Source organism: Pseudomonas peli (assembly GCF_050563605.1).
Lineage (GTDB): Bacteria > Pseudomonadota > Gammaproteobacteria > Pseudomonadales > Pseudomonadaceae > Aquipseudomonas > Aquipseudomonas peli_A.
In genome coordinates this window covers 127,726-152,196 of sequence record NZ_JBNXUH010000001.1, presented here as the reverse complement: position 1 = coordinate 152,196, position 24,471 = coordinate 127,726, and the positions used below count along the sequence as shown (strand labels likewise).

The following is a 24,471-nucleotide window of genomic DNA, read 5'->3' as shown; positions in this document are numbered from 1 at the left end:
GTCCATGCTCGCGTCCCTCACCGCGTTCGTCATCACCTCGGCTGCGCGCCTGCTTACCGGCGCCCGCGCGCTGTGGCTCGGTTGCACGCCCCAGCCGGTGCAGCGGCTGTATTACGCCAACCACAGCAGCCACGGCGATTTCGTCCTGCTCTGGGCATCGCTACCGGATGAACTGCGCCGCAGAACCCGGCCCGTGGCCGGTGCCGATTACTGGCAGCGTGACGGCCTGCGCCGCTATCTGATCAACAAAGTATTCAACGGCGTCCTGATCGACCGCGAGCGCGCCACACCTGAAACCAATCCACTGCAGCCAATGCTTGATGCCCTGGATCAAGGCGACTCACTGATCCTCTTTCCCGAGGGCACACGCAATCTGGAGGACGGTCTGCTGCCGTTCAAGAGCGGCCTGTATCACCTGACCCGGCTACGTCCCGACATCGAACTGGTACCGGTGTGGATCGCCAACCTCAACCGGGTCATGCCCAAGGGCAGGGCGTTGCCGTTGCCGCTGCTGTGCACCCTGAGTTTCGGCACGCCGCTGGAACATCTGCAAGATGAAAACAAGCAGGCGTTCCTCGAACGCGCCCGTAACGCCTTATTGGCCCTAGCACCCGAGGAGGCTTGATATGGATAACAACACCCTGTTGCTGTTCGCCGGTATCGGCGCGCTGTTGCTGCTCGCCTCGGCCATCGGCTATTTCCTCAAGTGGCGCAGTGGCGGCAGCCCCAACCCGGTAATCGACAACCTCAATGCGCGGATCAACGCCTGGTGGGTCATGGTGCTGGTAATCGGCATCGCCTTTCTGTTCGGCAATCTGGGCGTGATTCTGCTGTTCTACTTTGTCTCGTTCTACGCCCTACGCGAGTTTATGACCCTCACGCCCACGCGGCGCAGCGACTACCCGGCACTGGTGGCGGCCTTCTACTTTGCCCTACCCATGCAGTACCTGCTGATTGCCCTGGACTGGTACGGCCTGTTCGCGATCTTTATCCCGGTGTATCTGTTCCTGCTGCTGCCGATCCTGGCGTCCCTGGGCGGCGATACCACACGCTTTCTCGAACGCGCGTCAAAGGTGCAGTGGGGCCTGATGATCGCGGTGTACTGCATCTCCTCAGTGCCCGCGCTGCTGACCCTGGACATACCCGGCTATGAAGGGCGCAATCTGCTGCTGATTGCCTGGCTGATCATCGTGGTGCAACTGTCCGATGTGCTGCAGTACGTCTGCGGCAAGTTGTTCGGCAAGCACAAGATCGCGCCGCGTTTGTCACCGTCGAAAACCGTTGAAGGCTTTGTCGGCGGCGTCAGCCTGTCCTGCCTGGTCGGCGCGCTGCTGTGCTGGATTACCCCGTTCAACTTCTGGCAGGCCGCCTTGATGGCCCTGACCGTCAACCTGCTGGGCTTTGCCGGTGGACTGGTGATGTCAGCGATCAAACGCGACCGCGGGGTAAAGGACTGGGGCCATATGATCGAAGGCCACGGCGGCATGCTCGACCGCCTCGACTCAGTGTGTTTCGCCGCACCGATCTTCTTCCACTTCGTGCGCTACTGGTGGGTGCCGTTGGCTTAAGTCGAGCGGAATAAAAATGCCCCGGATATCCGGGGCATTTTTTGTGGCTGATACGAGCTGCAGCGGATCAGAAGTCCAGGTTGGACACTGCCAGCGCGTTGGTCTCGATAAAGTCACGACGCGGCTCAACGGCATCGCCCATCAGGGTGTTGAAGATCTGATCGGCAGCGATCGCGTCTTCGATACGCACCTTGAGCATGCGGCGCACTTCTGGGTCCATGGTGGTTTCCCAGAGTTGATCCGGGTTCATTTCACCGAGACCCTTATAGCGTTGGATGCTATGGCGCTTGGTGCTTTCGGCCATCAGCCAGGCCAGTGCATCCTTGAAGGTACTGACGTGCTTCTTGCGCTCGCCGCGCTGCACGAAGGCACCTTCTTCAAGCAGGCTGTTGAGCTGATCGCCCAGGGTGGTAACGGTCTTGTAGTCGTTACTGGCGAAGAAGTCGCGGTTGAAGATGATGTAGCTGGAAACCCCATGGGATACCAGTTCCACCTGCGGCAGCCAGAGGTGACGTTCCTGGTCTTCGTGCAGGCTGGTTTTGTACACCAGGCCGGACTTCTCCATACCCTTGAGACGCGCATCCAGCAGGCCCAGCCATTGCTCCATGGCTGCCTTGTCCGCCAGTTGCTCAGTTTCCACCCGCGGGATGTAGACGAAGTGCTCGGTGAGCTCCAGCGGGTACAGGCGCGACAAACGGTTGAGGGTCTTCATTACCAGACGGTAATCGTTGACCAGACGCTCCAGCGCCTCGCCAGACAGGCCTGGCGCGCTTTCGTTGACGTGCAGGCTGGCATCTTCCAGAGCCGACTGGGTCATGTATTCATCCATGGCCTCGTCGTCCTTGATGTACTGCTCCTGCTTGCCCTTCTTGACCTTGTACAGCGGCGGCTGAGCGATGTAGATGTAGCCCCGCTCAACCAGCTCCGGCAGCTGACGGAAGAAGAAGGTCAGTAGCAGGGTACGGATGTGCGAACCGTCGACGTCGGCGTCGGTCATGATGATGATGTTGTGGTAGCGCAGCTTGTCGATGTTGTACTCATCGCGGCCGATACCACAGCCCAGGGCGGTGATCAGGGTGCCGACTTCCTGGGAGGAAATCATCTTGTCGAAACGCGCTTTCTCGACGTTGAGGATCTTGCCCTTCAACGGCAGGATCGCCTGGGTCTTGCGGTTACGGCCCTGCTTAGCAGAACCGCCCGCGGAGTCCCCTTCCACGATATAGAGTTCGGAAAGGGCAGGGTCTTTCTCCTGGCAGTCGGCCAGTTTACCCGGCAGCCCGGCGATATCCAGCGCGCCTTTACGGCGAGTCATTTCACGGGCTTTACGCGCCGCTTCACGGGCACGCGCGGCGTCGATCATCTTGCCGACTACGGCCTTGGCTTCGTTGGGGTTCTCCAGCAGGAAGTCGGAGAAGTACTTGCCCATTTCCTGCTCGACCGCAGTTTTCACTTCGCTGGAAACCAGCTTGTCTTTGGTCTGCGAGCTGAATTTAGGATCCGGTACTTTTACCGAAATAATCGCGGTCAGACCTTCACGGGCATCGTCACCGGTGGTGGCGATCTTGTGCTTCTTGGCCAGACCTTCCTGCTCGATATAGGTATTCAGGTTACGTGTCAGCGCCGAGCGGAAGCCGGCCAGGTGGGTACCGCCGTCGCGCTGGGGGATGTTGTTGGTGAAGCACAACAGGTTCTCGTTGAAGCTGTCATTCCACTGCAGGGCGACTTCTACGCCGACACCGTCTTCACGCTGCACAGTGAAGTGGAACACCTGATTGACCGGGGTTTTGTTGTGGTTGAGGTATTCAACGAAGGCACGCAGACCACCTTCGTACTTGAACAGCTCTTCCTTGCCGCTGCGTTCATCCTTCAGCAGGATGCCCACGCCGGAGTTGAGGAACGACAGTTCGCGCAGACGCTTGGCCAGAATATCCCAGCTGAAATGGATATTGGCGAAGGTGTCTTCGGACGGTTTGAAGTGGATCTGCGTGCCGGTGACATCGCTGTCGCCGACCGCTGCAATCGGTGCCTGAGGCACGCCGTGCACGTAGGTCTGTTCCCAGATCTTGCCGCTACGGCGGATGGTCAGGATCAGTTCCTTGGACAGGGCGTTAACCACAGAAACGCCCACGCCGTGCAAACCACCGGAAACCTTGTAGCTGTTGTCGTCGAACTTACCGCCTGCGTGCAGCACGGTCATGATCACTTCAGCAGCGGAAACGCCTTCTTCCTTGTGCATATCGACCGGAATACCACGGCCGTTATCGCGCACGCTGATCGACTCATCCGGGTGGATGGTGATGGTGATTTCGCTGCAATGCCCAGCCAACGCCTCGTCAATCGAGTTGTCGACCACCTCGAACACCATGTGGTGCAGACCGCTGCCATCGTCGGTATCGCCGATGTACATACCAGGCCGCTTGCGTACGGCATCCAGGCCCTTGAGGACCTTAATGTTATTGGAGTCGTACGTTTGGTTTTCGCTCATGCCTTCACTCCCGGTGGTCGTGGGTCTGGGTAATGCCACCATGTTCCACGTGGAACATGGCAACTGGCGTATCCGTGCGCCAGCCTTCCCTCAACAATTCATGGTCTACACAGGTGATAAACACCTGGCAGTGCAAGTCTTCCAACAATCGGCACAACGCACGACGGTGCTGTTCATCCAGTTCTGACGGCAGGTCATCCACCAGATAGATACATTGGCCGTGCTTGGCCTGATTGACTAAATGGCCCTGCGCAATGCGCAGGGCACATACAACTAATTTTTGCTGGCCGCGCGAGAGTATCTCTGCGGCATTGTGTGCCCCTAAACGCAGCCTTAAATCGGCGCGCTGCGGACCTGCCTGGGTGTGACCCAGTTGCTGATCGCGGGCGAGGGTGGAGGCGAGCACTGTATTGAGCTCACGCTCTTTATCCCAACCGCGGTAGTAACTGAGGGTCAAACCTTGCAGCTCAACCAGCTCATTCAGGGTGCGTTCGAAAACCGGTTTCAGGGCCTGGATGTAGGCGCGCCGATAACCGTCAATTTCGTCGCTGGCCAGGCACAACTCTCGGTCCCAGGCCGCCTGCGAAGCGGCGTCAAGTGTACCATGCCGCAGCCATGAGTTCCGCTGACGCAGGGCCTTCTGCAGGCGCTGCCAAGCCGGCAGAAACCGAGGTTCCACGTGGAACACTCCCCAATCGAGAAACTGCCTACGAATCTTCGGCGCACCTTCAAGTAGACGGAAGCTGTCCGGATTGATCAGTTGCAGCGGCAAGGTCTCGGCCAGTTGTGCAGCGCTGCGCGCATTCTGCCCATCGATACGAATCTGAAACTCACCCTGACGATCCCGCGAAATGCCCAGATTGCTTTGCCGACCATCAGACATCTGCACCTGACCGAAAATCGTGCAGGCAAGCTGATCGTATTGAATGACCGGAAGCAGGCGGGTACTGCGAAAGGAGCGAGCCAAACCCAACAGATGAATGGCTTCGAGCAGGCTGGTTTTGCCGCTGCCATTGTCGCCGGAAAGGATGTTGATACGCGGGGAGGGGGAGAGGGTCACCGGGTGCAGATTACGCACCGCGGTGACGGTAAAGCGAGTAAGGGACATTCAGCTGTTACAGACGCATCGGCATAACGACATAGGAAGAGTCGTCGTTGTCAGCTTCCTGCACCAGGGCACTGCTATTGGCATCGGAGAGAATCAGACGCACCTGGTCGGTGGTCATCACGCTCAGCACGTCGAGCAGGTAGCTGACGTTGAAACCGATTTCCAACGAGCTACCGTTGTAGTCCACGGCGATCTCTTCTTCCGCTTCTTCCTGCTCCGGGTTGTTGGCCTGAATTTTCAGCAAGCCAGATTCCAGTTGCAGGCGAATACCGCGGTACTTCTCGTTGGACAAAATCGCGGTACGGCTGAACGCTTCACGCAGGCCCTGACGATCGGCAACCACCAGCTTGTCACCACCACGCGGCAACACACGCTCGTAATCCGGGAACTTGCCGTCTACCAGTTTCGAGGTGAAGGTGAACTCGCCGGTGGTGGCGCGAATATGGTGCTGGCCAAGAACGATGCTGACGCTGCCGTCCTGCTCGGTGAGCAGACGAGCCAGTTCGAGAATACCTTTGCGCGGCACGATGACCTGGTGGCGTTCAACCTGCTCAATCGCCGCTTCCATCGAACACATGGCCAGACGGTGACCGTCGGTGGCCACCGCGCGGAGGATGCCGGTCTGTACTTCCAACAGCATGCCGTTGAGGTAATAACGCACGTCCTGCTGGGCCATGGCAAAGCTGGTGCGTTCGATCAGGCGACGCAGTCTGCTTTGTACCAGGCTGAAGGTCAGCGAACCTGGGCCTTCTTCAACAGTGGGGAAATCATTGGCGGGGAGGGTGGACAGACTGAAGCGGCTGCGGCCGGCTTTGACCAGCAGCTTCTGCTCGTCGATACGGATATCGATCAGGGCGTCCGCTGGCAGGCTTTTGCAGATGTCCATCAGCTTGCGCGCCGGCACGGTGATCTCACCGGATTCCGCTGGCTCTTCCAGGGTGACGCGACCAACCAGCTCGACTTCCAGGTCGGTACCGGTCAGCGACAGCTGCTGGCCTTCGACCACCAGCAGAACGTTAGAGAGAACCGGCAAGGTCTGACGGCGTTCCACGACGCCGGCGACCAGTTGCAGAGGTTTCAACAAGGCTTCGCGTTGAATGGTGAAATGCATGGTCTAGTCCCTTGCCTAGTGGAGTTGCGTATTAGGTTGTAAGCGTACGCAGCAAATTCTTATAGTCCTCGCGGATGTCCGCGTCGGATTCCTTAAGTTCAGCAATCTTACGGCATGCATGCAATACCGTTGTGTGATCGCGGCCGCCGAAGGCATCACCAATTTCTGGCAGGCTGTGGTTAGTCAGCTCTTTCGACAACGCCATGGCTACCTGACGCGGGCGCGCGACTGAACGCGAGCGGCGCTTGGACAGCAGATCAGAAATCTTGATCTTGTAGTACTCGGCGACCGTGCGCTGAATATTGTCGATGCTGACCAGCTTGTCCTGCAGGGCCAACAGGTCCTTGAGCGATTCGCGGATCAGCTCGATGGTAATGTCACGCCCCATGAAGTGCGAGTGGGCGATAACGCGCTTCAACGCACCTTCCAGCTCACGTACGTTGGAACGAATGCGCTGGGCAATAAAGAAGGCAGCATCATGCGGCAGGTCGACTTTGGCCTGATCGGCCTTTTTCATCAGAATCGCCACGCGGGTTTCCAGTTCAGGCGGCTCGACAGCTACCGTCAGGCCCCAACCGAAACGTGACTTGAGACGCTCTTCCAGGCCTTCGATTTCTTTCGGGTAACGGTCGCTGGTGAGAATCACCTGCTGACCACCTTCAAGCAAGGCGTTGAAGGTGTGGAAGAACTCTTCCTGGGAACGCTCTTTCTTGGCGAAGAATTGAATGTCATCGATCAGCAGTGCGTCCACCGAACGGTAGAAGCGCTTGAACTCGTTGATGGCGTTCAGCTGCAAGGCCTTGACCATGTCCGCGACGAAACGCTCGGAATGCAGGTACACCACCTTGGCATTCGGGTTCTTCGCCAGCAGATGGTTACCCACTGCATGCATCAAGTGAGTCTTACCCAAGCCCACGCCGCCATAAAGGAACAGCGGGTTGTAACCGTGCTTGGGATTGTCCGCTACCTGCCAGGCCGCTGCGCGGGCCAGCTGGTTGGATTTACCTTCGACGAAGTTATCAAAGGTAAAGGTGCGATTCAGGTAACTGGTGTGTTTCAACCCGCCTTCAACCTGCACCGAACGCTCAGTACGCGCCGGCGCCTGCTGGCTCGCCGCACCGGCCATGGGGTCAAAGCTCGCGCGCGAGGGTTCTGCCTGCGCGGTAGCGGTTGCTGCTGTTGTGACCGCAGCAGGTGCTGGCGTGCTCGGCGCAGCGGACGGGGTACTGACAGCTGCGGCACGCGGTGCAGAGCTGCGTTTGCTACCTATTAATAAGGAGAGCGCCGGAACCAGACCGTTGGTCCGTTCGGTGAGTAACTCGAGCAACCGGCTGAGGTACTTTTCATTAACCCAGTCGAGGACAAAACGATTCGGCGCATAGACGCGGAGCTCGTCGCCTTCGGCTTCGACCTGCAGTGGACGGATCCAGGTGTTGAATTGCTGAGCAGGCAGCTCATCGCGCAGAAGCTCGACGCACTGCTGCCAAAGTTCCACAGACACGGACATCCCCTAAATCGCAAGGCGCGAGGCAAAAAACAGCCGTCATTGTAGCCGCCGAGGCTTGAGTTATCCACACGTAAGCTTGCTTATGCGCAAGGAAAATCAACGTGTTAATCGCGTTCGAGGCTTATAAGGCAGATGGGATAAGGGCTGTGGATAACCACCCGCAAGCTCATTGGATAAACCAGGGTAAAAACCGGTGGAAAACCCTGCTGTGGGTAAAATGGCATTCCATCCTCAGCTTGTGCGCTGCTTCCACACAGTTGCAGCACGCCTTTTCGACAGACTTACCCTTGGCTGAACGGCTCTAATCTGTTGGCCTTCAGGCACTTATGCACAGATGAATGACTAGCTAATAGCTACTAACATTACTAAACATCTTTAAATATTCTCTTCTTTATATTTCTTTATGCAGGAAAAGCCTGGTTGGAAATTGACCTGACCCTCGGGTTTCTCTAGAATTGCCGGTCTCTTAAAACGGGGGCCATTCCGGCCCGTAGTCGACCACCCAGGTACCGCACCATGAAACGTACTTTCCAACCCAGCACTATCAAACGCGCTCGCACCCACGGTTTCCGTGCTCGTATGGCCACCAAGAACGGCCGTGCTGTCCTGTCGCGTCGCCGCGCCAAGGGCCGTAAGCGTCTCGCCGTCTAAATTTCGGTCTTGTGGTGAGTCGAGACTTCAGTCGGGAAAAGCGTCTGCTAACCCCCCGGCAATTCAAGGCAGTCTTCGACTCCCCTAGCGGCAAAGCTCCGGGCAAAAATGTCCTGCTGCTGGCGCGCAACAACGAACTTGATCACCCCCGTCTGGGATTGGTGATCGGCAAGAAGAGCGTCAAGCTCTCGGTTGAGCGCAATCGCCTGAAACGCCAGATCCGCGAATCGTTCCGTCTCAATCAGGACAACCTGGTGGGATGGGACATCGTGGTGGTTGCGCGTAAAGGCCTCGGCGATCTGGAGAACGTTGAACTGGCTCGCCAGTTTGGCAAACTCTGGAAACGCCTCGAACGCAGCAAGCCAAGCCCGGAAACCGTCGCAACACCCGGGGTGAACGACAGTCCCCATGCGTAAACTGGCTTTGGTTCCCATCCAGTTCTACCGCTACGCCATCAGCCCCTTGATGGCCAGTCACTGTCGTTTCTACCCAAGCTGTTCTTGCTACGCGCTTGAAGCCATTGAACATCATGGCGTCATGCGCGGTGGCTGGCTGACCCTACGTCGGCTTGGCCGCTGTCACCCGTGGAACCCCGGTGGCTACGACCCGGTTCCCTGCGTGAAAACCTCCCGTTCCTCTTCGATGGCCGAATAATCATGGATATTCAACGCTCGATCCTGATCGTCGCCCTGGCAATCGTGTCCTATATGATGGTTCTCCAGTGGAACCAGGACTACGGTCAAGCTGCCCTGCCGACAGAAATTGCCGCGACCAGCAGCACTGTACCCGGCTTGCCGGATACCACTGCCGCGACCTCAACCCCAGCAGGCGGCGATGATATTCCGAGCGCCACCACTGCCGTTGAGCCCAGCGCCATCAGTGCCGCACCGGCTGCTGCCAGCGATGAGCTGATTCGCGTGAAGACCGATGTGCTGGATCTGGCCATCGATCCGCGCGGTGGTGATGTGGTGCAACTGCGTTTGCCGCAGTACCCACGTCGTCAGGATCGTCCGGATGTACCTTTCCAGCTGTTCGACAACGGCGGCGAGCGTACCTACCTGGCGCAGAGCGGTTTGATCGGCAGCAATGCGCCGGACAAATCCAGCGGTCGTGCTCTGTGGAGCAGCGAGCAGAAGAGCTATGAACTGGCTGACGGTCAGGATCAGCTGCAGGTTGACCTCAAACTCAGCGAAGACGGCGTCAACTACATCAAGCGCTTCACCTTCAAGCGTGGTCTGAACGCTGAATGTGCGGCCAAGGACCAACAGCAGAAGAAACCCGGCTGCGTTGATCCATCGTCCTATCAGGTGACTGTCAGCTATCTGATCGACAACCAGAGTGGTCAGGCCTGGAGCGGCAACATGTTTGCCCAGCTCAAGCGTGATGGCAGCGACGATCCGTCCTCCACCACTGCCACCGGCACTGCGACCTACCTCGGTGGCGCACTGTGGACCACCGAAGAGCCGTACAAAAAAGTGTCGATGAAAGACATCGACAAACAAGCCTTCAAAGAAACCGTTCAAGGAGGCTGGGTTGCCTGGCTACAGCATTACTTCGTCACTGCCTGGATTCCAAGCAAAGACAGCACTAACCAAGTACAGACCCGTAAAGACAGCCAAGGCAACTACATTGTCGGCTTTACCGGCCCGGCCATTCAGGTTGCTGCCGGCGCTCAAGGCGAAACCAGTGCAATTCTGTATGCCGGCCCGAAGCTACAAGGCCATCTGAAGACTCTGTCTCCAGGTCTTGAGCTGACTGTCGACTACGGCATTCTGTGGTTCCTGGCTCAGCCGATCTTCTGGCTTCTGGAAGTTATCCACAACCTGCTCGGCAACTGGGGTTGGTCGATCATCATGTTGACCGTGATCATCAAGCTGATCTTCTTCCCATTGTCCGCTGCTAGCTACAAATCCATGGCGCGCATGCGTGCCGTTGCACCGAAACTCGCTCAGCTGAAAGAGCAGCACGGTGATGATCGCCAGAAGATGTCCCAGGCGATGATGGAGCTGTACAAGAAAGAGAAGATCAACCCGCTGGGCGGCTGTTTGCCGATCCTGGTGCAGATGCCGGTATTCCTCGCGCTCTACTGGGTGCTGCTGGAATCCGTGGAAATGCGCCAAGCGCCGTGGCTGCTGTGGATAACCGACCTGGCGATCAAGGATCCGTTCTTTATCCTGCCGATCATCATGGGCGCGACCATGTTTATCCAGCAGCAGCTCAACCCAACGCCGCCGGACCCGATGCAAGCCAAGGTACTGAAGATGATGCCGATCATCTTCACCTTCTTCTTCCTCTGGTTCCCGGCTGGTCTGGTGCTGTACTGGGTGGTCAACAACGTCTTGTCCATCGCCCAGCAGTGGTACATTACGCGCAAGATCGAAGCAGCAGCCAAGGCCGCAGACGCCTAAGCAGTGATTGCTTCTAAGCTGTAACAAACGCCCCTTTTCAGGGGCGTTTTGCTATGTCGTATTCAGGAGAAGCGCATGCCACCCGTTGCTGAAACCATTGCCGCCGTTGCCACCGCCCAGGGCCGGGGTGGCGTTGGCATCGTGCGTGTTTCCGGGCCGCTGGCCGGCACATTGGCGCAGGCGATCTGCCAACGCGAGTTGCAACCACGCTACGCCCACTACGGGCCGTTCTTCGCCGACGCCAAGCAGGTGCTGGATGAAGGCCTGGCCCTGTACTTCCCCGGTCCCAACTCCTTTACCGGCGAAGACGTGCTGGAACTGCAGGGCCATGGCGGCCCGGTGGTGCTCGATCTGCTGCTGCGCCGCTGTGTACAACTCGGGGCACGCCTGGCACGTCCTGGTGAATTCAGCGAGCGTGCGTTTCTCAATGACAAACTCGACCTGGCCCAGGCCGAGGCGATTGCCGACCTGATCGAAGCCAGCTCCGAGCAGGCCGCGCGCAATGCACTGCGCTCGCTGCAGGGCGAGTTCTCGCGCCGCGTACATGGCTTGACCGAGCGGCTGATCAGCCTGCGCATCTACGTTGAAGCAGCCATCGACTTCCCCGAAGAGGAAATCGACTTTCTCGCCGATGGCCATGTACTCAACCTGCTCGATGGCGTGCGTGCCGACCTTGCCGGTGTGCTGCGTGAGGCCGGCCAAGGGGCCCTGCTGCGCGATGGCATGACTGTAGTGATCGCCGGCCGGCCCAACGCGGGTAAATCCAGCCTGCTCAATGCACTGGCCGGTCGCGAGGCAGCCATCGTTACCGAAATCGCCGGCACCACCCGCGACGTACTGCGCGAACATATCCACATCGATGGCATGCCGTTGCACGTGGTGGATACCGCCGGCCTGCGTGATACCGAGGATCAGGTCGAACGCATCGGCGTCGAGCGTGCGCTGAAAGCCATTGGTGAAGCCGACCGCATCCTGCTGGTGGTGGATGCCACAGCCCCCGAAGCCGACGACCCTTTTGCTCTGTGGCCGGAGTTTCTCGACCAACGCCCTGATCCGGCCAAGGTCACCCTGATTCGCAACAAGGCTGATCTGTCCGGCGAGTCGGTGGTGCTGGAAGTCTGCAATGACGGCCACGTCACCATCAGCCTGTCGGCCAAATCCACCGAGGGCCTGGACCTGCTGAGGGAACACCTCAAGGCCTGTATGGGTTATGAACAGACTTCAGAGAGCAGCTTCAGTGCGCGCCGACGCCACCTGGAAGCGCTACGTCAGGCCTCCACACATCTGGAACACGGCCATGCTCAGCTGACCCTGGCCGGCGCTGGCGAGTTGCTGGCTGAAGACCTGCGCATGGCCCAGCAAGCCCTGGGCGAAATCACCGGGGCCTTCAGCTCCGATGATCTACTGGGGCGGATCTTCTCCAGCTTCTGTATCGGCAAGTGACCCATATGCGGTAACCCATTCCCGACGGGTTACCGCCTACCTGATCTGCTCCTGCCTGCACCTAATCCTTCGTACCGCCTGAAATTTCAACTTATGCCATTCAGGCAGGCATTCGCCTGGACGAAATAGAGCTATCTGCAGACTTATTCTCGCGGCTAAGCCCTGTGGAAAACCGAGCCTAAGCCCTGCCTATAACCCGGTGATAAAACTGAGGATAACGCCCCCTGTGGATAACCATGCATTTCATCCACAGCTTGCATACGGCAACTGAACAGGCAGATGGCAGGATCAGCACAGAGTTTTTAAACGCTGTAGGCCATGAATCTATTGGTCTGTAGCAATCTATCCACAGAAAAGCCGTTGCTAAGTAATAAACATATAAACAAGGCTTTATAAAAATTCTCTCTTTTATTCTTTATTAACCGACACGGCCGAACAGCGCCCAAGCGAGCTGGCTATTTTTTGTGCAAAAGGCTTCTTTCACACCGGCTAAATCCCTATACTTGCCGCCTTTCCCGCTTTTCAACCCAAAAAGCCCCCCATTTCTCAACAGGCACGAGGTGCGTGGTGGATTTCCCTTCCCGTTTTCAGGTGATCGTCATCGGCGGCGGTCATGCCGGTACCGAAGCTGCATTGGCAGCTGCACGCATGGGGGTAAAAACCCTGCTGCTGACCCACAACGTGGAAACACTCGGGCAGATGAGCTGCAACCCTGCGATTGGCGGGATCGGCAAGAGCCACCTGGTCAAGGAAATCGATGCCCTCGGCGGCGCCATGGCTGAAGCCACCGACAAAGGTGGTATTCAGTTCCGTGTACTGAACAGCCGCAAGGGCCCTGCGGTACGTGCCACTCGCGCCCAGGCCGATCGCGTGCTGTACAAAGCCGCGATTCGCGAAACATTGGAAAACCAGGCCAACCTGTGGATATTTCAGCAGGCTGCCGATGACCTGATCGTCGAAAACGACGAAGTCAAAGGCGTAGTCACCCAGATGGGCCTGCGTTTCCTCGCGGATTCCGTGGTGTTGACCACAGGCACCTTCCTCGGTGGACTTATCCACATTGGTCTGCAGAACTACTCCGGCGGTCGCGCCGGTGATCCACCTTCGATTGCCCTGGCGCAACGTCTACGAGAGCTGCCGCTGCGCGTCGGTCGCCTGAAAACCGGTACGCCGCCACGCATCGACGGACGTTCGGTGGATTTTTCGGTGATGACCGAGCAGCCGGGCGATACGCCAACGCCGCTGATGTCCTTCCTCGGTCGTTCCGAGCAGCAACCGCGTCAGGTCAGCTGCTGGATTACCCATACCAACGCGCGTACCCACGAAATCATTGCGGCCAACCTTGATCGTTCGCCGATGTATTCCGGGGTCATTGAAGGCGTCGGCCCGCGCTATTGCCCGTCGATCGAAGACAAGATCCACCGCTTCGCCGACAAGGACAGCCATCAGGTATTTATCGAGCCAGAAGGCCTGAATACCCATGAGCTGTATCCGAATGGCATCTCCACCTCGTTGCCGTTCGATGTGCAATTGCAGATCGTGCGCAGCATCCGTGGCATGGAGAACGCGCATATCGTCCGTCCCGGTTATGCCATCGAGTACGACTACTTCGACCCGCGTGATCTCAAGTACAGCCTGGAAACCAAGGTGATCGCCGGGCTGTTCTTCGCCGGGCAGATCAACGGCACCACCGGTTACGAAGAAGCCGGTGCGCAAGGCTTGCTCGCCGGTGCTAACGCCGCATTGCGCGCTCAGGGTAAGGACAGCTGGTGCCCGCGTCGCGACGAGGCCTACATCGGCGTACTGGTCGACGACCTGATTACCTTGGGTACCCAGGAGCCGTACCGCATGTTCACTTCGCGCGCCGAATACCGGCTGATCCTGCGTGAAGACAACGCCGACCTGCGTCTGACCGAGAAAGGCCGTGAGCTGGGCCTGGTCGATGACGTGCGCTGGGCTGCGTTCGAAACCAAGCGTGAAGCCATCGTGCAGGAAGAACAGCGCCTGAAAAGCACCTGGGTACGCCCTGGTACGCCCCAGGGCGATGCGATTGCCGCGCACTTCGGTACACCGTTGACCCACGAATACAACCTGCTCAACCTGCTGGCCCGCCCGGAAATCGATTACGCCGGGCTGGTAACCATCACCGGTGGTGGTGCGCAGGACCCGCAAGTGGCCGAGCAGGTCGAGATCAAGACCAAGTACGCCGGTTATATCGACCGCCAGCAGGATGAAATCGCCCGCCTGCGCGCCAGTGAAGACACCAAGCTGCCGCTCGATATCGACTACGCAGGCATTTCCGGGTTGTCCAAGGAAATCCAACATAAGCTCGGCAACAGCCGTCCGGAAACCCTTGGCCAGGCCTCGCGGATTCCCGGCGTTACCCCCGCAGCGATTTCCCTGCTGCTGATCCATTTGAAAAAGCGCACTGCCGGTCAGCAGTTGGAGCACAGCGCCTGATGTCGTTGGTCACTGCACGTCACGCCGAAGAACTGAGCCAGGGTGCTCTGGAGCTGGGTGTCGAACTCAGCGCGCAGCAGCACGAACAGTTGCTGGCCTACCTGGCCCTGCTGATCAAGTGGAACAAGGCCTACAACCTCACCGCAGTGCGTGATCCCAATGAAATGGTTTCGCGCCATTTGCTCGACAGCCTGTCAGTAGTGCCCTTCGTCACCGAGGCTGGGGATAATTGGCTGGACGTCGGCAGCGGCGGCGGCATGCCCGGTATTCCCCTGGCCATCCTGTTCCCTGAGCGGCAATTCACCTTGCTTGATTCCAACGGTAAGAAGACTCGCTTCCTGACTCAGGTGAAGCTGGAGTTGAAACTGGCCAACCTGCAAGTTATCCACAGCCGTGTCGAAGAGTTCACCCCGGCTGTGCCGTTCAGCGGTATTTGCTCACGGGCATTCAGCTCACTGGAAGATTTCAGCAACTGGACTCGCCATCTCGGCGACGACCACACGCAGTGGCTGGCGATGAAAGGCGTACACCCGGATGACGAGCTGCAGGCCCTGCCAACGGACTTTCGTCTCACCGCCACTCATGTACTCAAGGTTCCCGGTTGCCAAGGTCAGCGCCATCTGTTGATACTGCGTCGCTCGGTTTAGGGGGAACGCAGCATGGCTAAGGTATTCGCAATCGCTAACCAGAAAGGCGGCGTGGGCAAAACCACCACCTGCATCAATCTGGCTGCCTCGCTGGTGGCGACCAAGCGCCGTGTGCTGCTGATCGACCTCGACCCCCAGGGCAACGCAACCATGGGCAGCGGTGTGGATAAACACGGCCTTGAGCATTCGATCTACGACGTGCTGATCGGCGAATGCAACCTGGTCGATGCCATGCAGTTCTCCGAGCACGGCGGCTACCAGCTGTTGCCGGCCAACCGCGACCTGACCGCTGCCGAAGTATCGCTGCTGGAAATGAAAATGAAGGAAAGCCGCCTGCGTTATGCACTGGCGCCGATCCGCGAGAATTACGATTACATCCTCATCGACTGCCCGCCGGCGCTGTCGATGCTCACGGTCAACGCCCTGGTGGCTGCCGATGGGGTGATTATCCCGATGCAGTGCGAGTACTACGCGCTGGAGGGTTTGAGCGACCTGGTCAACAGCATTCAGCGCATCGCCGAGATCCTCAATCCCAAGCTGAAGATCGAAGGCCTGCTGCGCACCATGTACGACCCGCGCATCAGCCTGACCAACGACGTTTCGGCTCAGCTCAAGCAGCATTTCCCTGACCAGCTGTATGACGTGGTCATCCCGCGTAACGTGCGTCTGGCCGAGGCGCCGAGCTTCGGCATGCCGGCGCTGGTGTATGACAAGCAATCCCGTGGTGCCATTGCCTACCTGGCGCTGGCCGGCGAATTGGTACGCCGCCAGCGCGCAAGTGCCCACACCGCAACCGCATAAGGAAATACCCATGGCTGTGAAAAAACGAGGACTCGGACGCGGTCTGGATGCCCTGTTGGGCGGCACCAGTGTCAGCGCCTTGCAGGAAGAGGCCGCGCAGGTCGACAGCCGTGAACTGCAATATGTGCCCCTGGACCTGATCCAGCGCGGCAAATACCAGCCGCGCCGTGACATGGACGCCACTGCCCTGGAAGAACTGGCGCAGTCGATCAAGGCCCACGGCGTGATGCAGCCGATCGTGGTGCGGCCGATTGGCGAAGGACGTTTCGAGATCGTCGCCGGTGAACGCCGCTGGCGTGCCAGTCAGCAAGCCGGCCTGGACAAGATCCCGGCCATGGTCCGCGAATTGCCGGATGAAGCCGCCATCGCCATGGCGCTGATCGAGAACATCCAGCGCGAAGACCTCAACCCCATCGAAGAAGCCATGGCCTTGCAACGCCTGCAGCAGGAGTTCCAGCTGACTCAGCAGCAGGTCGCCGATGCTGTGGGTAAGTCGCGGGTGACCATCAGCAACCTGCTGCGCCTGATTGCCCTGCCGGAAGAGATCAAAACCCTGCTGTCCCATGGCGATCTGGAAATGGGCCATGCCCGCGCCTTGCTCGGTTTGCCGGCCGAACAGCAGACCGAAGGTGCGCGACATGTTGTCGCACGCGGCCTCACCGTGCGCCAAACCGAAGCACTGGTACGTCAGTGGTTGAACAGCAAAGAGAAGCCGGCGGCAGTGGTCAAAGCCGATCCGGACATTACCCGGCTGGAACAGCGCCTGGCTGAGCGCCTGGGCTCGCCGGTGCAGATCAAGCATGGGCAGAAAGGCAAAGGCCAGTTGGTGATCAGCTACAGCTCCCTGGATGAACTGCAGGGTGTGCTCGCCCACATTCGTTGAAACAATTGCGCGTGTAGCGACTAGTCGGAAATCACTACCCGGCAGTTGAATGGGGGGGGAAGCGCCCCTATACTCTGCGCGCATTTCGTCGGCACAAAGTATGCCAAGTTATTGATTTCAGGTGCCGACGCCCGAGTTCAGCTTTCAGGAAAACAAGATGGACGTTCGCACGCCGAATCGCCTGCCCTTCCATCGTCTGGCTGTTTTCCCGGTACTGCTGGTGCAACTGCTGGTACTGCTGTTGCTGGCCCTGGTTTTGTGGCAGTGGCAAGGTGCAGTGGCAGGTTACTCCGGGTTGTGTGGTGGCCTGATTGCCTGGCTACCGAACGTGTACTTCGCCCACAAAGCGTTCCGTTTCAGTGGAGCGCGGGCTGCTCAAGCCATCGTCCGGTCTTTTTATGCCGGTGAGGCGGGCAAACTGGTTTTAACGGCAGTGTTGTTTGCACTGACCTTTGCAGGTGTTAAGCCTCTGGAACCGCTGGCGGTATTTGGCGTGTTCTTCCTGACCCAGTTGGTCAATTGGTTTTCACCCCTGCTGATGAAAACAAGACTTTTAAGACCTTAGCGCTCGAGGGATATATGGCAGCAGCACAAACCGCTTCGGGTTATATCCAGCACCACTTGACCAACCTGACCTACGGTCAGCACCCGGTCAACGGCTGGAGTTTCGCCCACAACGCAAAAGAAGCTCAGGAAATGGGCTTCTGGGCATTTCACGTAGACACCCTCGCGGTGTCCGTCGTGCTGGGCCTGTTCTTTATCCTGCTGTTCCGTGCCGCTGCTAAACGCGCCACTTCCGGACAACCGGGAAAGCTGCAGAACTTCGTTGAAGTCCTGGTCGAGTTCGTTGACGGCAGCGTCAAGGACACCTTCCATGGCCGCAACGCCCTGATCGCGCCGCTGGCTCTGACCATCTTCGTCTGGGTCTTCCTGATGAACTTCATGGACCTGATCCCGGTAGATTGGCTGCCAATGCTGGCGGCAAAAATCTCCGGCGACCCGCACCTGTACTTCCGCGTCGTGCCGACTACCGATCCAAACGCTACTGTGGGCCTGGCCCTGTCGGTATTTGCCCTGATCCTGTTCTACAGCATCAAGGTCAAAGGCCTCGGCGGCTTTATCGGTGAGCTGACTCTGCACCCGTTCGGTAGCAAGAACATCGTGGTTCAGGCGCTGCTGATTCCGGTCAACTTCCTGCTTGAGTTCGTGACCCTGATCGCCAAGCCGATTTCCCTGGCTCTGCGTCTGTTCGGCAACCTGTATGCCGGCGAGCTGATCTTTATCCTCATCGCGATCATGTTTGGCGGCGGTTTGCTGCTGGGCGCGCTGGGTGTTGCCCTGCAGTGGGCGTGGGCTGTGTTCCACATCCTGATCATCGTGCTGCAGGCGTTCATCTTCATGATGCTGACCATCGTCTACCTGTCGATGGCGCACGAAGACAACCACTAAGAGCGCTTAGGCGCTTGCAGTGGACGCCCGCAAGGGCAACCAGAAGTACCGATTTTGCTTTACCGCTTTACCTTAGAAAACCTTAACCAATACGACATAAAAAGTCGGGAGGAAAGATGGAAACTGTAGTTGGTCTGACCGCTATCGCTGTAGCACTGCTGATTGGCCTGGGTGCCCTGGGTACCGCAATCGGTTTCGGCCTGCTGGGCGGCAAGTTCCTGGAAGGCGCTGCGCGTCAGCCGGAAATGGTTCCGATGCTGCAAGTGAAAATGTTCATCGTCGCTGGTCTGCTCGACGCCGTGACCATGATCGGTGTTGGTATCGCACTGTTCTTCACCTTCGCTAACCCGTTCATCGGTCAAATCCCAGTCTAATCAACTCTTCCGAGTTGATTAGCTGGATAGACAACGAACGAGCGAGGTGTTGGCGTGAACATTAATGCAACCCTGATTGGCCAGTCCGTTGCCTTCTTCATCTTCGTGCTGTTCTGCATGAAGTACGTGTGGCCTCCGGTCATTACGGCTTTGCAAGAACGTCAGAAGAAGATTGCAGACGGCCTGGACGCTGCTAGCCGTGCGGCTCGTGACCTGGAGTTGGCCCAAGAGAAAGCGGGTCAGCAACTGCGCGAAGCCAAAGGCCAAGCAGCCGAGATCATTGAGCAAGCCAAGAAACGCGGTACCCAGATCGTCGACGAAGCCCGTGAACAGGCCCGTGTCGAAGCTGACCGTGTGAAGGCCCAGGCTCTGGCCGAGATCGAGCAGGAACTGAATGGTGTCAAAGACGCGCTGCGTGCCCAACTGGGTAGCCTGGCCGTTAGTGGTGCCGAGAAGATCCTGGGCGCATCTATCGACCAAAACGCGCATGCGGAGCTGGTTTCCAAACTGGCAGCCGAAATTTAAGCGAGGGGCGCGATCATGGCAGAACTGACCACGCTGGCCCGACCTTACGCTAAGGCTGCCTTTGAGCATGCCCAGGCCCACCAGCAGCTGGCCAATTGGTCAGCCATGCTCGGCCTGGCTGCAGCGGTGTCGCAAGACGGCACCATGCAGAGCGTGCTCAAGGCTCCGCGTTTGACGAGTACAGACAAGGCCACCACGTTTATTGACGTGTGTGGTGACAAGTTCGACGCCCAGGTACGCAATTTCATTCACATCGTCGCTGAAAACGATCGTCTGGCCCTGTTGCCACAGATCGTTGAACTGTTCGAGCTTTACAAAGCCGAGCAGGAAAAGTCGATCGACGTGGACGTTACCAGTGCCTTCGCATTGAGCGATGAACAGCAAGACAAACTCGCCAAGGTTCTCAGTGCACGGCTCGGCCGAGAAGTGCGTCTGCACGCCGCGGAGGATGCCACCCTGATCGGTGGTGTCGTGATCCGCGCCGGCGACCTGGTTATCGATGGCTCAGTTCGTGGCAAACTCGCGAAGCTGGCCGAAGCATTGAAATCTTGAGTTTGAAGGGGCAGCAGAGCTATGCAGCAACTCAATCCTTCCGAAATAAGTGAAATCATCAAGGGGCGTATCGAGAATCTCGATGTCGCCTCTCAAGCCCGTAACGAAGGCACTGTCGTCAGCGTATCTGACGGTATCGTGCGTATTCACGGTCTCGCCGATGTGATGTACGGCGAAATGATCGAGTTCCCGGGCGGCGTCTACGGTATGGCACTGAACCTGGAGCAAGACTCCGTCGGTGCTGTTGTGCTGGGTGCTTACACCAGCCTTGCCGAAGGCATGAGCGCCAAGTGCACCGGCCGTATCCTGGAAGTTCCGGTTGGTCCGGAACTGCTGGGTCGCGTTGTCGACGCACTGGGTAACCCAATTGACGGCAAAGGCCCGCTGAACAACGTCGCTACCGACGCTGTTGAGAAGGTTGCGCCGGGCGTGATCTGGCGTAAGTCGGTCGACCAGCCGGTGCAAACCGGTTACAAGTCGGTCGATGCCATGATCCCGGTTGGCCGTGGCCAGCGTGAGCTGATCATCGGTGACCGTCAGATCGGTAAAACCGCTCTGGCCATCGACGCCATCATCAACCAGAAGAACAGCGGCATTAAGTGCGTCTACGTAGCCATTGGTCAGAAGCAATCGACCATCGCCAACGTGGTACGCAAGCTGGAAGAAAACGGCGCGCTGGCTAACACCATCGTTGTCGCGGCTTCCGCTTCCGAATCCGCTGCTCTGCAGTTCATTGCACCGTACGCCGGTTGCACCATGGGCGAATACTTCCGCGACCGCGGTGAAGACGCGCTGATCGTTTATGACGATCTGTCCAAGCAAGCAGTGGCTTACCGCCAGATTTCCCTGCTGCTGCGCCGTCCACCAGGCCGTGAAGCCTACCCAGGCGACGTGTTCTATCTCCACAGCCGTCTGCTGGAGCGCGCTTCCCGCGTTTCCGAAGAGTACGTTGAGAAGTTCACCAATGGCGCTGTGACTGGCAAAACCGGTTCCCTGACCGCTCTGCCGATCATCGAAACCCAGGCTGGCGACGTTTCCGCGTTCGTTCCGACCAACGTGATCTCGATCACCGACGGTCAGATCTTCCTGGAATCGGCCATGTTCAACTCGGGCATCCGTCCTGCGGTCAACGCCGGTATCTCGGTATCCCGCGTGGGTGGTGCTGCACAGACCAAGATCATCAAGAAGCTCTCCGGTGGTATCCGTACCGCTCTGGCTCAGTACCGTGAACTGGCGGCATTCGCCCAGTTCGCTTCTGACCTGGACGAAGCCACCCGTAAGCAACTTGAGCACGGTCAGCGCGTTACCGAGCTGATGAAGCAGAAGCAATATGCGCCAATGTCGATCGCTGACATGTCGCTGTCGCTGTATGCCGCCGAGCGTGGTTTCCTGGTCGATATCGAAGTCGCCAAAATTGGTGCATTCGAGCAGGCCCTGATTGCTTACTTCAACCGGGATCACGCCGCACTGCTGGCGAAGATCAACGAGAAGGGTGACTTTAATGACGAAATCGACGCTGGCCTGAAGGCCGGTATCGAGAAGTTCAAGGCCACCCAAACCTGGTAAGCCGCAGCGGGGGCCGCGAGGCCCCCGCTTGCTAACCCGATAGGTGTCAAATGGCAGGCGCAAAAGAGATTCGCAGCAAGATTGCGAGCATCAAAAGCACGCAGAAGATCACCAGCGCCATGGAAAAGGTGGCGGTCAGCAAAATGCGCAGAGCACAAATGCGCATGGTTGCTAGCCGTCCCTACGCGGAGCGTATCCGCCAGGTTATTGGTCATCTGGCCAACGCCAACCCGGAATACCGTCATCCGTTCATGATCGAGCGCGAAGTTAAGCGCATTGGTTATGTCGTGGTGAGCTCGGACCGTGGTCTGTGTGGTGGTCTGAACACCAACCTGTTCAAGGCTCTGGTCAAAGACATGGCGAGCAATCGCGAGCAAGGCGTGGAGATTGATCTCTGCGTAGTTGGCAGCAAAGGCGCGGCATTCTTCCGCAACTTTGGTGGCAACATCGTTGCTGCGATCAGCCACCTGGGCGAAGAACCGTCGATCAATGATCTGATCGGTAGCGTCAAGGTAATGCTCGATGCCTACCTCGATGGTCGCATCGATCGTTTGTCCGTGGTCTCGAACAAGTTCATCAATACCATGACGCAAAAGCCGACAGTGGAGCAGTTGATTCCGCTGGTGGCCGATCCGGATAAAGAACTCAAGCACCACTGGGACTACCTGTACGAACCCGACGCCAAAGAGCTGCTCGACGGCTTGATGGTGCGTTACGTGGAGTCGCAGGTTTACCAGGCAGTGGTTGAGAACAACGCGGCTGAACAAGCGGCCCGGATGATCGCGATGAAGAACGCCACCGACAACGCTGGCGATATCATCAAAGACCTGCAGTTGGTTTACAACAAGGCACGTCAGGCCGCGATCACCCAGGAAATTTCGGAAATCGTCGGCGGCGCTGCCGCGGTTTAAGCACGGTTCAAATATTCAGAGGAACCAAAGATGAGTAGCGGACGTATCGTTCAAATCATCGGCGCCGTTATCGACGTGGAATTCCCGCGTGATCAAGTGCCGAGTGTTTATGAAGCGCTGAAAGTAGTCGGCGCCGAAACCACCCTGGAAGTTCAGCAGCAGCTGGGCGACGGCGTGGTACGTACCATTGCAATGGGTTCGACCGAGGGCCTCAAGCGTGGCCTGAGCGTTGGCAGCACTGGCGCAGGTATCCAGGTACCGGTTGGGGTGAAAACCCTGGGCCGTATCATGGACGTGCTGGGCAACCCAATCGACGAAGCTGGTCCGATTGGCGAAGAAGAGCGTTGGGGCATTCACCGTCCTGCGCCTTCCTACGCTGAACAAGCTGGCTCCAACGAGCTGCTGGAAACCGGCATCAAGGTTATCGACCTGGTTTGCCCGTTCGCCAAAGGCGGTAAAGTCGGTCTGTTCGGTGGTGCCGGTGTAGGCAAAACCGTAAACATGATGGAACTGATCCGTAACATCGCCATCGAGCACAGCGGTTATTCCGTGTTCGCCGGTGTGGGTGAGCGTACTCGTGAGGGTAACGACTTCTACCACGAGATGAAGGACTCCAACGTTCTCGACAAGGTAGCCCTGGTTTACGGTCAGATGAACGAGCCACCAGGCAACCGTCTGCGCGTAGCACTGACCGGCCTGACCATGGCCGAGAAGTTCCGTGACGAAGGCCGTGATGTTCTGTTCTTCGTGGACAACATCTACCGTTACACCCTGGCCGGTACTGAAGTATCCGCACTGCTCGGCCGTATGCCGTCGGCAGTGGGTTATCAGCCGACCCTGGCCGAAGAAATGGGCGTTCTGCAAGAGCGTATTACTTCGACCAAGACCGGTTCGATCACCTCGATCCAGGCCGTATACGTACCTGCGGACGACCTGACCGACCCAAGCCCGGCGACCACCTTCGCCCACTTGGACGCCACCGTTGTACTGTCCCGTGACATCGCCTCCCTGGGTATCTACCCAGCGGTCGATCCACTCGACTCGACGTCGCGCCAGCTGGACCCGATGGTTATCGGCCAGGAGCACTACGACACCGCTCGCGGCGTGCAGTACGTATTGCAGCGTTACAAAGAGCTGAAGGACATCATCGCGATTCTGGGTATGGACGAACTGTCCGAAGCAGACAAGCAGCTGGTATCCCGTGCTCGTAAGATCCAGCGCTTCCTGTCCCAGCCGTTCTTCGTGGCCGAAGTCTTCACCGGTTCGCCAGGCAAGTACGTTTCCCTGAAGGACACCATTGCCGGCTTCAGCGGCATTCTGAAAGGTGACTACGATCACCTGCCAGAGCAGGCGTTCTACATGGTTGGCAGCATCGAAGAAGCTGTTGAGAAAGCGAAGAAACTGTAATCACCCGTGCGCCCGGCAACGGGCGCTTACGGTCTGTTTATCCGCGAGTAGTGTGTAAGCAGATCGATACGTGAGGTTAGACATGGCTATGACAGTCCATTGCGACATCGTCAGCGCAGAAGGCGAGATCTTCTCCGGTCTGGTCGAGATGGTGATTGCGCACGGCAACCTGGGTGATATCGGTATCGCTCCAGGCCACGCGCCGCTGATCACCGACCTCAAACCGGGTCCGATTCGTCTGGTCAAGCTGGGTGGCGAAACCGAGGTGTTCTACATCTCTGGTGGCTTCCTCGAAGTTCAGCCGAGTGTGGTGAAAGTTCTCGCCGATACCGTGCAGCGTGCTGCCGATATCGATGAAGCTGCTGCTCAGGAAGCCCTCCGGGCTGCCGAGAATGCCTTGAATGAGAAGGGCGCGGAGTTCGATTACGGTTCCGCAGCCGCTCACCTGGCTGAGGTCGCGGCTCAGCTGCGTACCGTTCAGCAGTTGCGCAAGAAGTTCGGCGGTTAATTCCGGCGCTTCATCGCAAACGAGTAAAAGGGTAGCCTTGGCTACCCTTTTTCTTTGCCTGCTGTTTTACCTTTTCAGTTGGCCGGGCTAGGGATTTAGCCCGCCTT

At 58.1% G+C, this 24,471-nt stretch carries 24 protein-coding genes; 20 read left to right on the top strand and 4 right to left on the bottom strand.

All coding sequences use genetic code 11. The annotated features are described in order from the left end of the window. Nucleotides 1-4: 4 nt before the first annotated feature. Nucleotides 5-625, top strand: coding sequence for a lysophospholipid acyltransferase family protein (locus ACQ4LH_RS00715; RefSeq protein WP_430695392.1), 621 nt, complete (start codon nucleotides 5-7; stop codon nucleotides 623-625). Between the two features lies 1 nt (nucleotide 626). Continuing rightward, a complete protein-coding gene (locus ACQ4LH_RS00710) occupies nucleotides 627-1,568 on the top strand; it encodes a phosphatidate cytidylyltransferase (RefSeq protein WP_430695391.1) in 942 nt (313 codons plus the stop codon). A gap of 67 nt (nucleotides 1,569-1,635) precedes the next feature. Here ACQ4LH_RS00710 and gyrB read toward each other — a convergent pair whose 3' ends face one another. Genes gyrB through dnaA form a run of 4 tightly spaced genes read right to left on the bottom strand, consistent with a single transcriptional unit; the run spans nucleotide 1,636 to nucleotide 7,773 of the window. After that, nucleotides 1,636-4,053 carry a DNA topoisomerase (ATP-hydrolyzing) subunit B gene (gene gyrB, locus ACQ4LH_RS00705; protein WP_430695390.1) on the bottom strand — a complete coding sequence of 806 codons (2,418 nt, stop codon included), beginning with the start codon at nucleotides 4,051-4,053 and terminating at the stop codon, nucleotides 1,636-1,638. Nucleotides 4,054-4,057: 4 nt separating this feature from the next. Further along, a complete protein-coding gene (recF, locus tag ACQ4LH_RS00700; RefSeq protein ID WP_160086338.1) occupies nucleotides 4,058-5,161 on the bottom strand; it encodes a DNA replication/repair protein RecF in 1,104 nt (367 codons plus the stop codon). Nucleotides 5,162-5,168: 7 nt separating this feature from the next. Further along, nucleotides 5,169-6,272: a DNA polymerase III subunit beta gene (dnaN, locus tag ACQ4LH_RS00695; RefSeq protein ID WP_090254206.1), complete on the bottom strand. Its 1,104-nt coding sequence runs from the start codon at nucleotides 6,270-6,272 to the stop codon at nucleotides 5,169-5,171. 31 nt (nucleotides 6,273-6,303) lie between these two features. Continuing rightward, on the bottom strand, nucleotides 6,304-7,773 hold the full coding sequence (gene dnaA, locus ACQ4LH_RS00690) for a chromosomal replication initiator protein DnaA (RefSeq protein WP_430695389.1): 1,470 nt from the start codon (nucleotides 7,771-7,773) through the stop codon (nucleotides 6,304-6,306). Between the two features lie 522 nt (nucleotides 7,774-8,295). Between dnaA and rpmH the strand changes: the two genes are divergently transcribed. From rpmH to ACQ4LH_RS00600, 18 genes are all read left to right on the top strand, one after another. Continuing rightward, nucleotides 8,296-8,430, top strand: a complete 135-nt coding sequence (gene rpmH / locus ACQ4LH_RS00685; protein ID WP_002551315.1) for a 50S ribosomal protein L34 — start codon at nucleotides 8,296-8,298, stop codon at nucleotides 8,428-8,430. A gap of 11 nt (nucleotides 8,431-8,441) precedes the next feature. Beyond that, on the top strand, nucleotides 8,442-8,846 hold the full coding sequence (gene rnpA / locus ACQ4LH_RS00680; protein WP_430695388.1) for a ribonuclease P protein component: 405 nt from the start codon (nucleotides 8,442-8,444) through the stop codon (nucleotides 8,844-8,846). Next, nucleotides 8,839-9,084, top strand: coding sequence for a membrane protein insertion efficiency factor YidD (gene yidD / locus ACQ4LH_RS00675; RefSeq protein WP_430695387.1), 246 nt, complete (start codon nucleotides 8,839-8,841; stop codon nucleotides 9,082-9,084). The genes rnpA and yidD overlap by 8 nt, the downstream gene beginning before the upstream one ends. A gap of 2 nt (nucleotides 9,085-9,086) precedes the next feature. Continuing rightward, nucleotides 9,087-10,838, top strand: coding sequence for a membrane protein insertase YidC (gene yidC, locus ACQ4LH_RS00670; protein WP_430695386.1), 1,752 nt, complete (start codon nucleotides 9,087-9,089; stop codon nucleotides 10,836-10,838). Nucleotides 10,839-10,913: 75 nt separating this feature from the next. Then, nucleotides 10,914-12,281: a tRNA uridine-5-carboxymethylaminomethyl(34) synthesis GTPase MnmE gene (gene mnmE, locus ACQ4LH_RS00665; RefSeq protein ID WP_430695385.1), complete on the top strand. Its 1,368-nt coding sequence runs from the start codon at nucleotides 10,914-10,916 to the stop codon at nucleotides 12,279-12,281. Nucleotides 12,282-12,848: 567 nt separating this feature from the next. Beyond that, nucleotides 12,849-14,741 carry a tRNA uridine-5-carboxymethylaminomethyl(34) synthesis enzyme MnmG gene (gene mnmG / locus ACQ4LH_RS00660; RefSeq protein ID WP_430695383.1) on the top strand — a complete coding sequence of 631 codons (1,893 nt, stop codon included), beginning with the start codon at nucleotides 12,849-12,851 and terminating at the stop codon, nucleotides 14,739-14,741. Further along, nucleotides 14,741-15,388, top strand: coding sequence for a 16S rRNA (guanine(527)-N(7))-methyltransferase RsmG (rsmG, locus tag ACQ4LH_RS00655; RefSeq protein ID WP_430695381.1), 648 nt, complete (start codon nucleotides 14,741-14,743; stop codon nucleotides 15,386-15,388). The genes mnmG and rsmG overlap by 1 nt, the downstream gene beginning before the upstream one ends. Nucleotides 15,389-15,400: 12 nt before the next feature. Continuing rightward, entirely contained in the window at nucleotides 15,401-16,189 is a 789-nt protein-coding gene (locus tag ACQ4LH_RS00650) for a ParA family protein (RefSeq protein ID WP_430695380.1), read from the top strand. Nucleotides 16,190-16,199: 10 nt separating this feature from the next. Next, a complete protein-coding gene (locus ACQ4LH_RS00645; RefSeq protein ID WP_090378678.1) occupies nucleotides 16,200-17,072 on the top strand; it encodes a ParB/RepB/Spo0J family partition protein in 873 nt (290 codons plus the stop codon). 157 nt (nucleotides 17,073-17,229) lie between these two features. Further along, nucleotides 17,230-17,637: a F0F1 ATP synthase subunit I gene (locus ACQ4LH_RS00640; protein WP_275960031.1), complete on the top strand. Its 408-nt coding sequence runs from the start codon at nucleotides 17,230-17,232 to the stop codon at nucleotides 17,635-17,637. A gap of 14 nt (nucleotides 17,638-17,651) precedes the next feature. Next, nucleotides 17,652-18,521, top strand: coding sequence for a F0F1 ATP synthase subunit A (gene atpB, locus ACQ4LH_RS00635; RefSeq protein WP_430695379.1), 870 nt, complete (start codon nucleotides 17,652-17,654; stop codon nucleotides 18,519-18,521). 116 nt (nucleotides 18,522-18,637) lie between these two features. Continuing rightward, nucleotides 18,638-18,895 carry a F0F1 ATP synthase subunit C gene (gene atpE / locus ACQ4LH_RS00630; RefSeq protein ID WP_430695378.1) on the top strand — a complete coding sequence of 86 codons (258 nt, stop codon included), beginning with the start codon at nucleotides 18,638-18,640 and terminating at the stop codon, nucleotides 18,893-18,895. Nucleotides 18,896-18,949: 54 nt separating this feature from the next. Beyond that, nucleotides 18,950-19,420, top strand: a complete 471-nt coding sequence (locus tag ACQ4LH_RS00625) for a F0F1 ATP synthase subunit B (protein ID WP_275960033.1) — start codon at nucleotides 18,950-18,952, stop codon at nucleotides 19,418-19,420. A gap of 15 nt (nucleotides 19,421-19,435) precedes the next feature. After that, a complete protein-coding gene (locus ACQ4LH_RS00620; RefSeq protein WP_430695377.1) occupies nucleotides 19,436-19,972 on the top strand; it encodes a F0F1 ATP synthase subunit delta in 537 nt (178 codons plus the stop codon). A gap of 21 nt (nucleotides 19,973-19,993) precedes the next feature. Further along, on the top strand, nucleotides 19,994-21,538 hold the full coding sequence (gene atpA, locus ACQ4LH_RS00615) for a F0F1 ATP synthase subunit alpha (protein WP_090254179.1): 1,545 nt from the start codon (nucleotides 19,994-19,996) through the stop codon (nucleotides 21,536-21,538). Nucleotides 21,539-21,588: 50 nt separating this feature from the next. Next, complete coding sequence (atpG, locus tag ACQ4LH_RS00610) at nucleotides 21,589-22,449, top strand: F0F1 ATP synthase subunit gamma (protein ID WP_430695376.1); 861 nt, start codon at nucleotides 21,589-21,591, stop codon at nucleotides 22,447-22,449. A gap of 30 nt (nucleotides 22,450-22,479) precedes the next feature. Then, nucleotides 22,480-23,856, top strand: coding sequence for a F0F1 ATP synthase subunit beta (gene atpD / locus ACQ4LH_RS00605; RefSeq protein WP_304869722.1), 1,377 nt, complete (start codon nucleotides 22,480-22,482; stop codon nucleotides 23,854-23,856). Nucleotides 23,857-23,938: 82 nt separating this feature from the next. Next, complete coding sequence (locus ACQ4LH_RS00600) at nucleotides 23,939-24,364, top strand: F0F1 ATP synthase subunit epsilon (protein WP_090254171.1); 426 nt, start codon at nucleotides 23,939-23,941, stop codon at nucleotides 24,362-24,364. The last annotated feature ends 107 nt before the right edge of the window (nucleotides 24,365-24,471 follow it).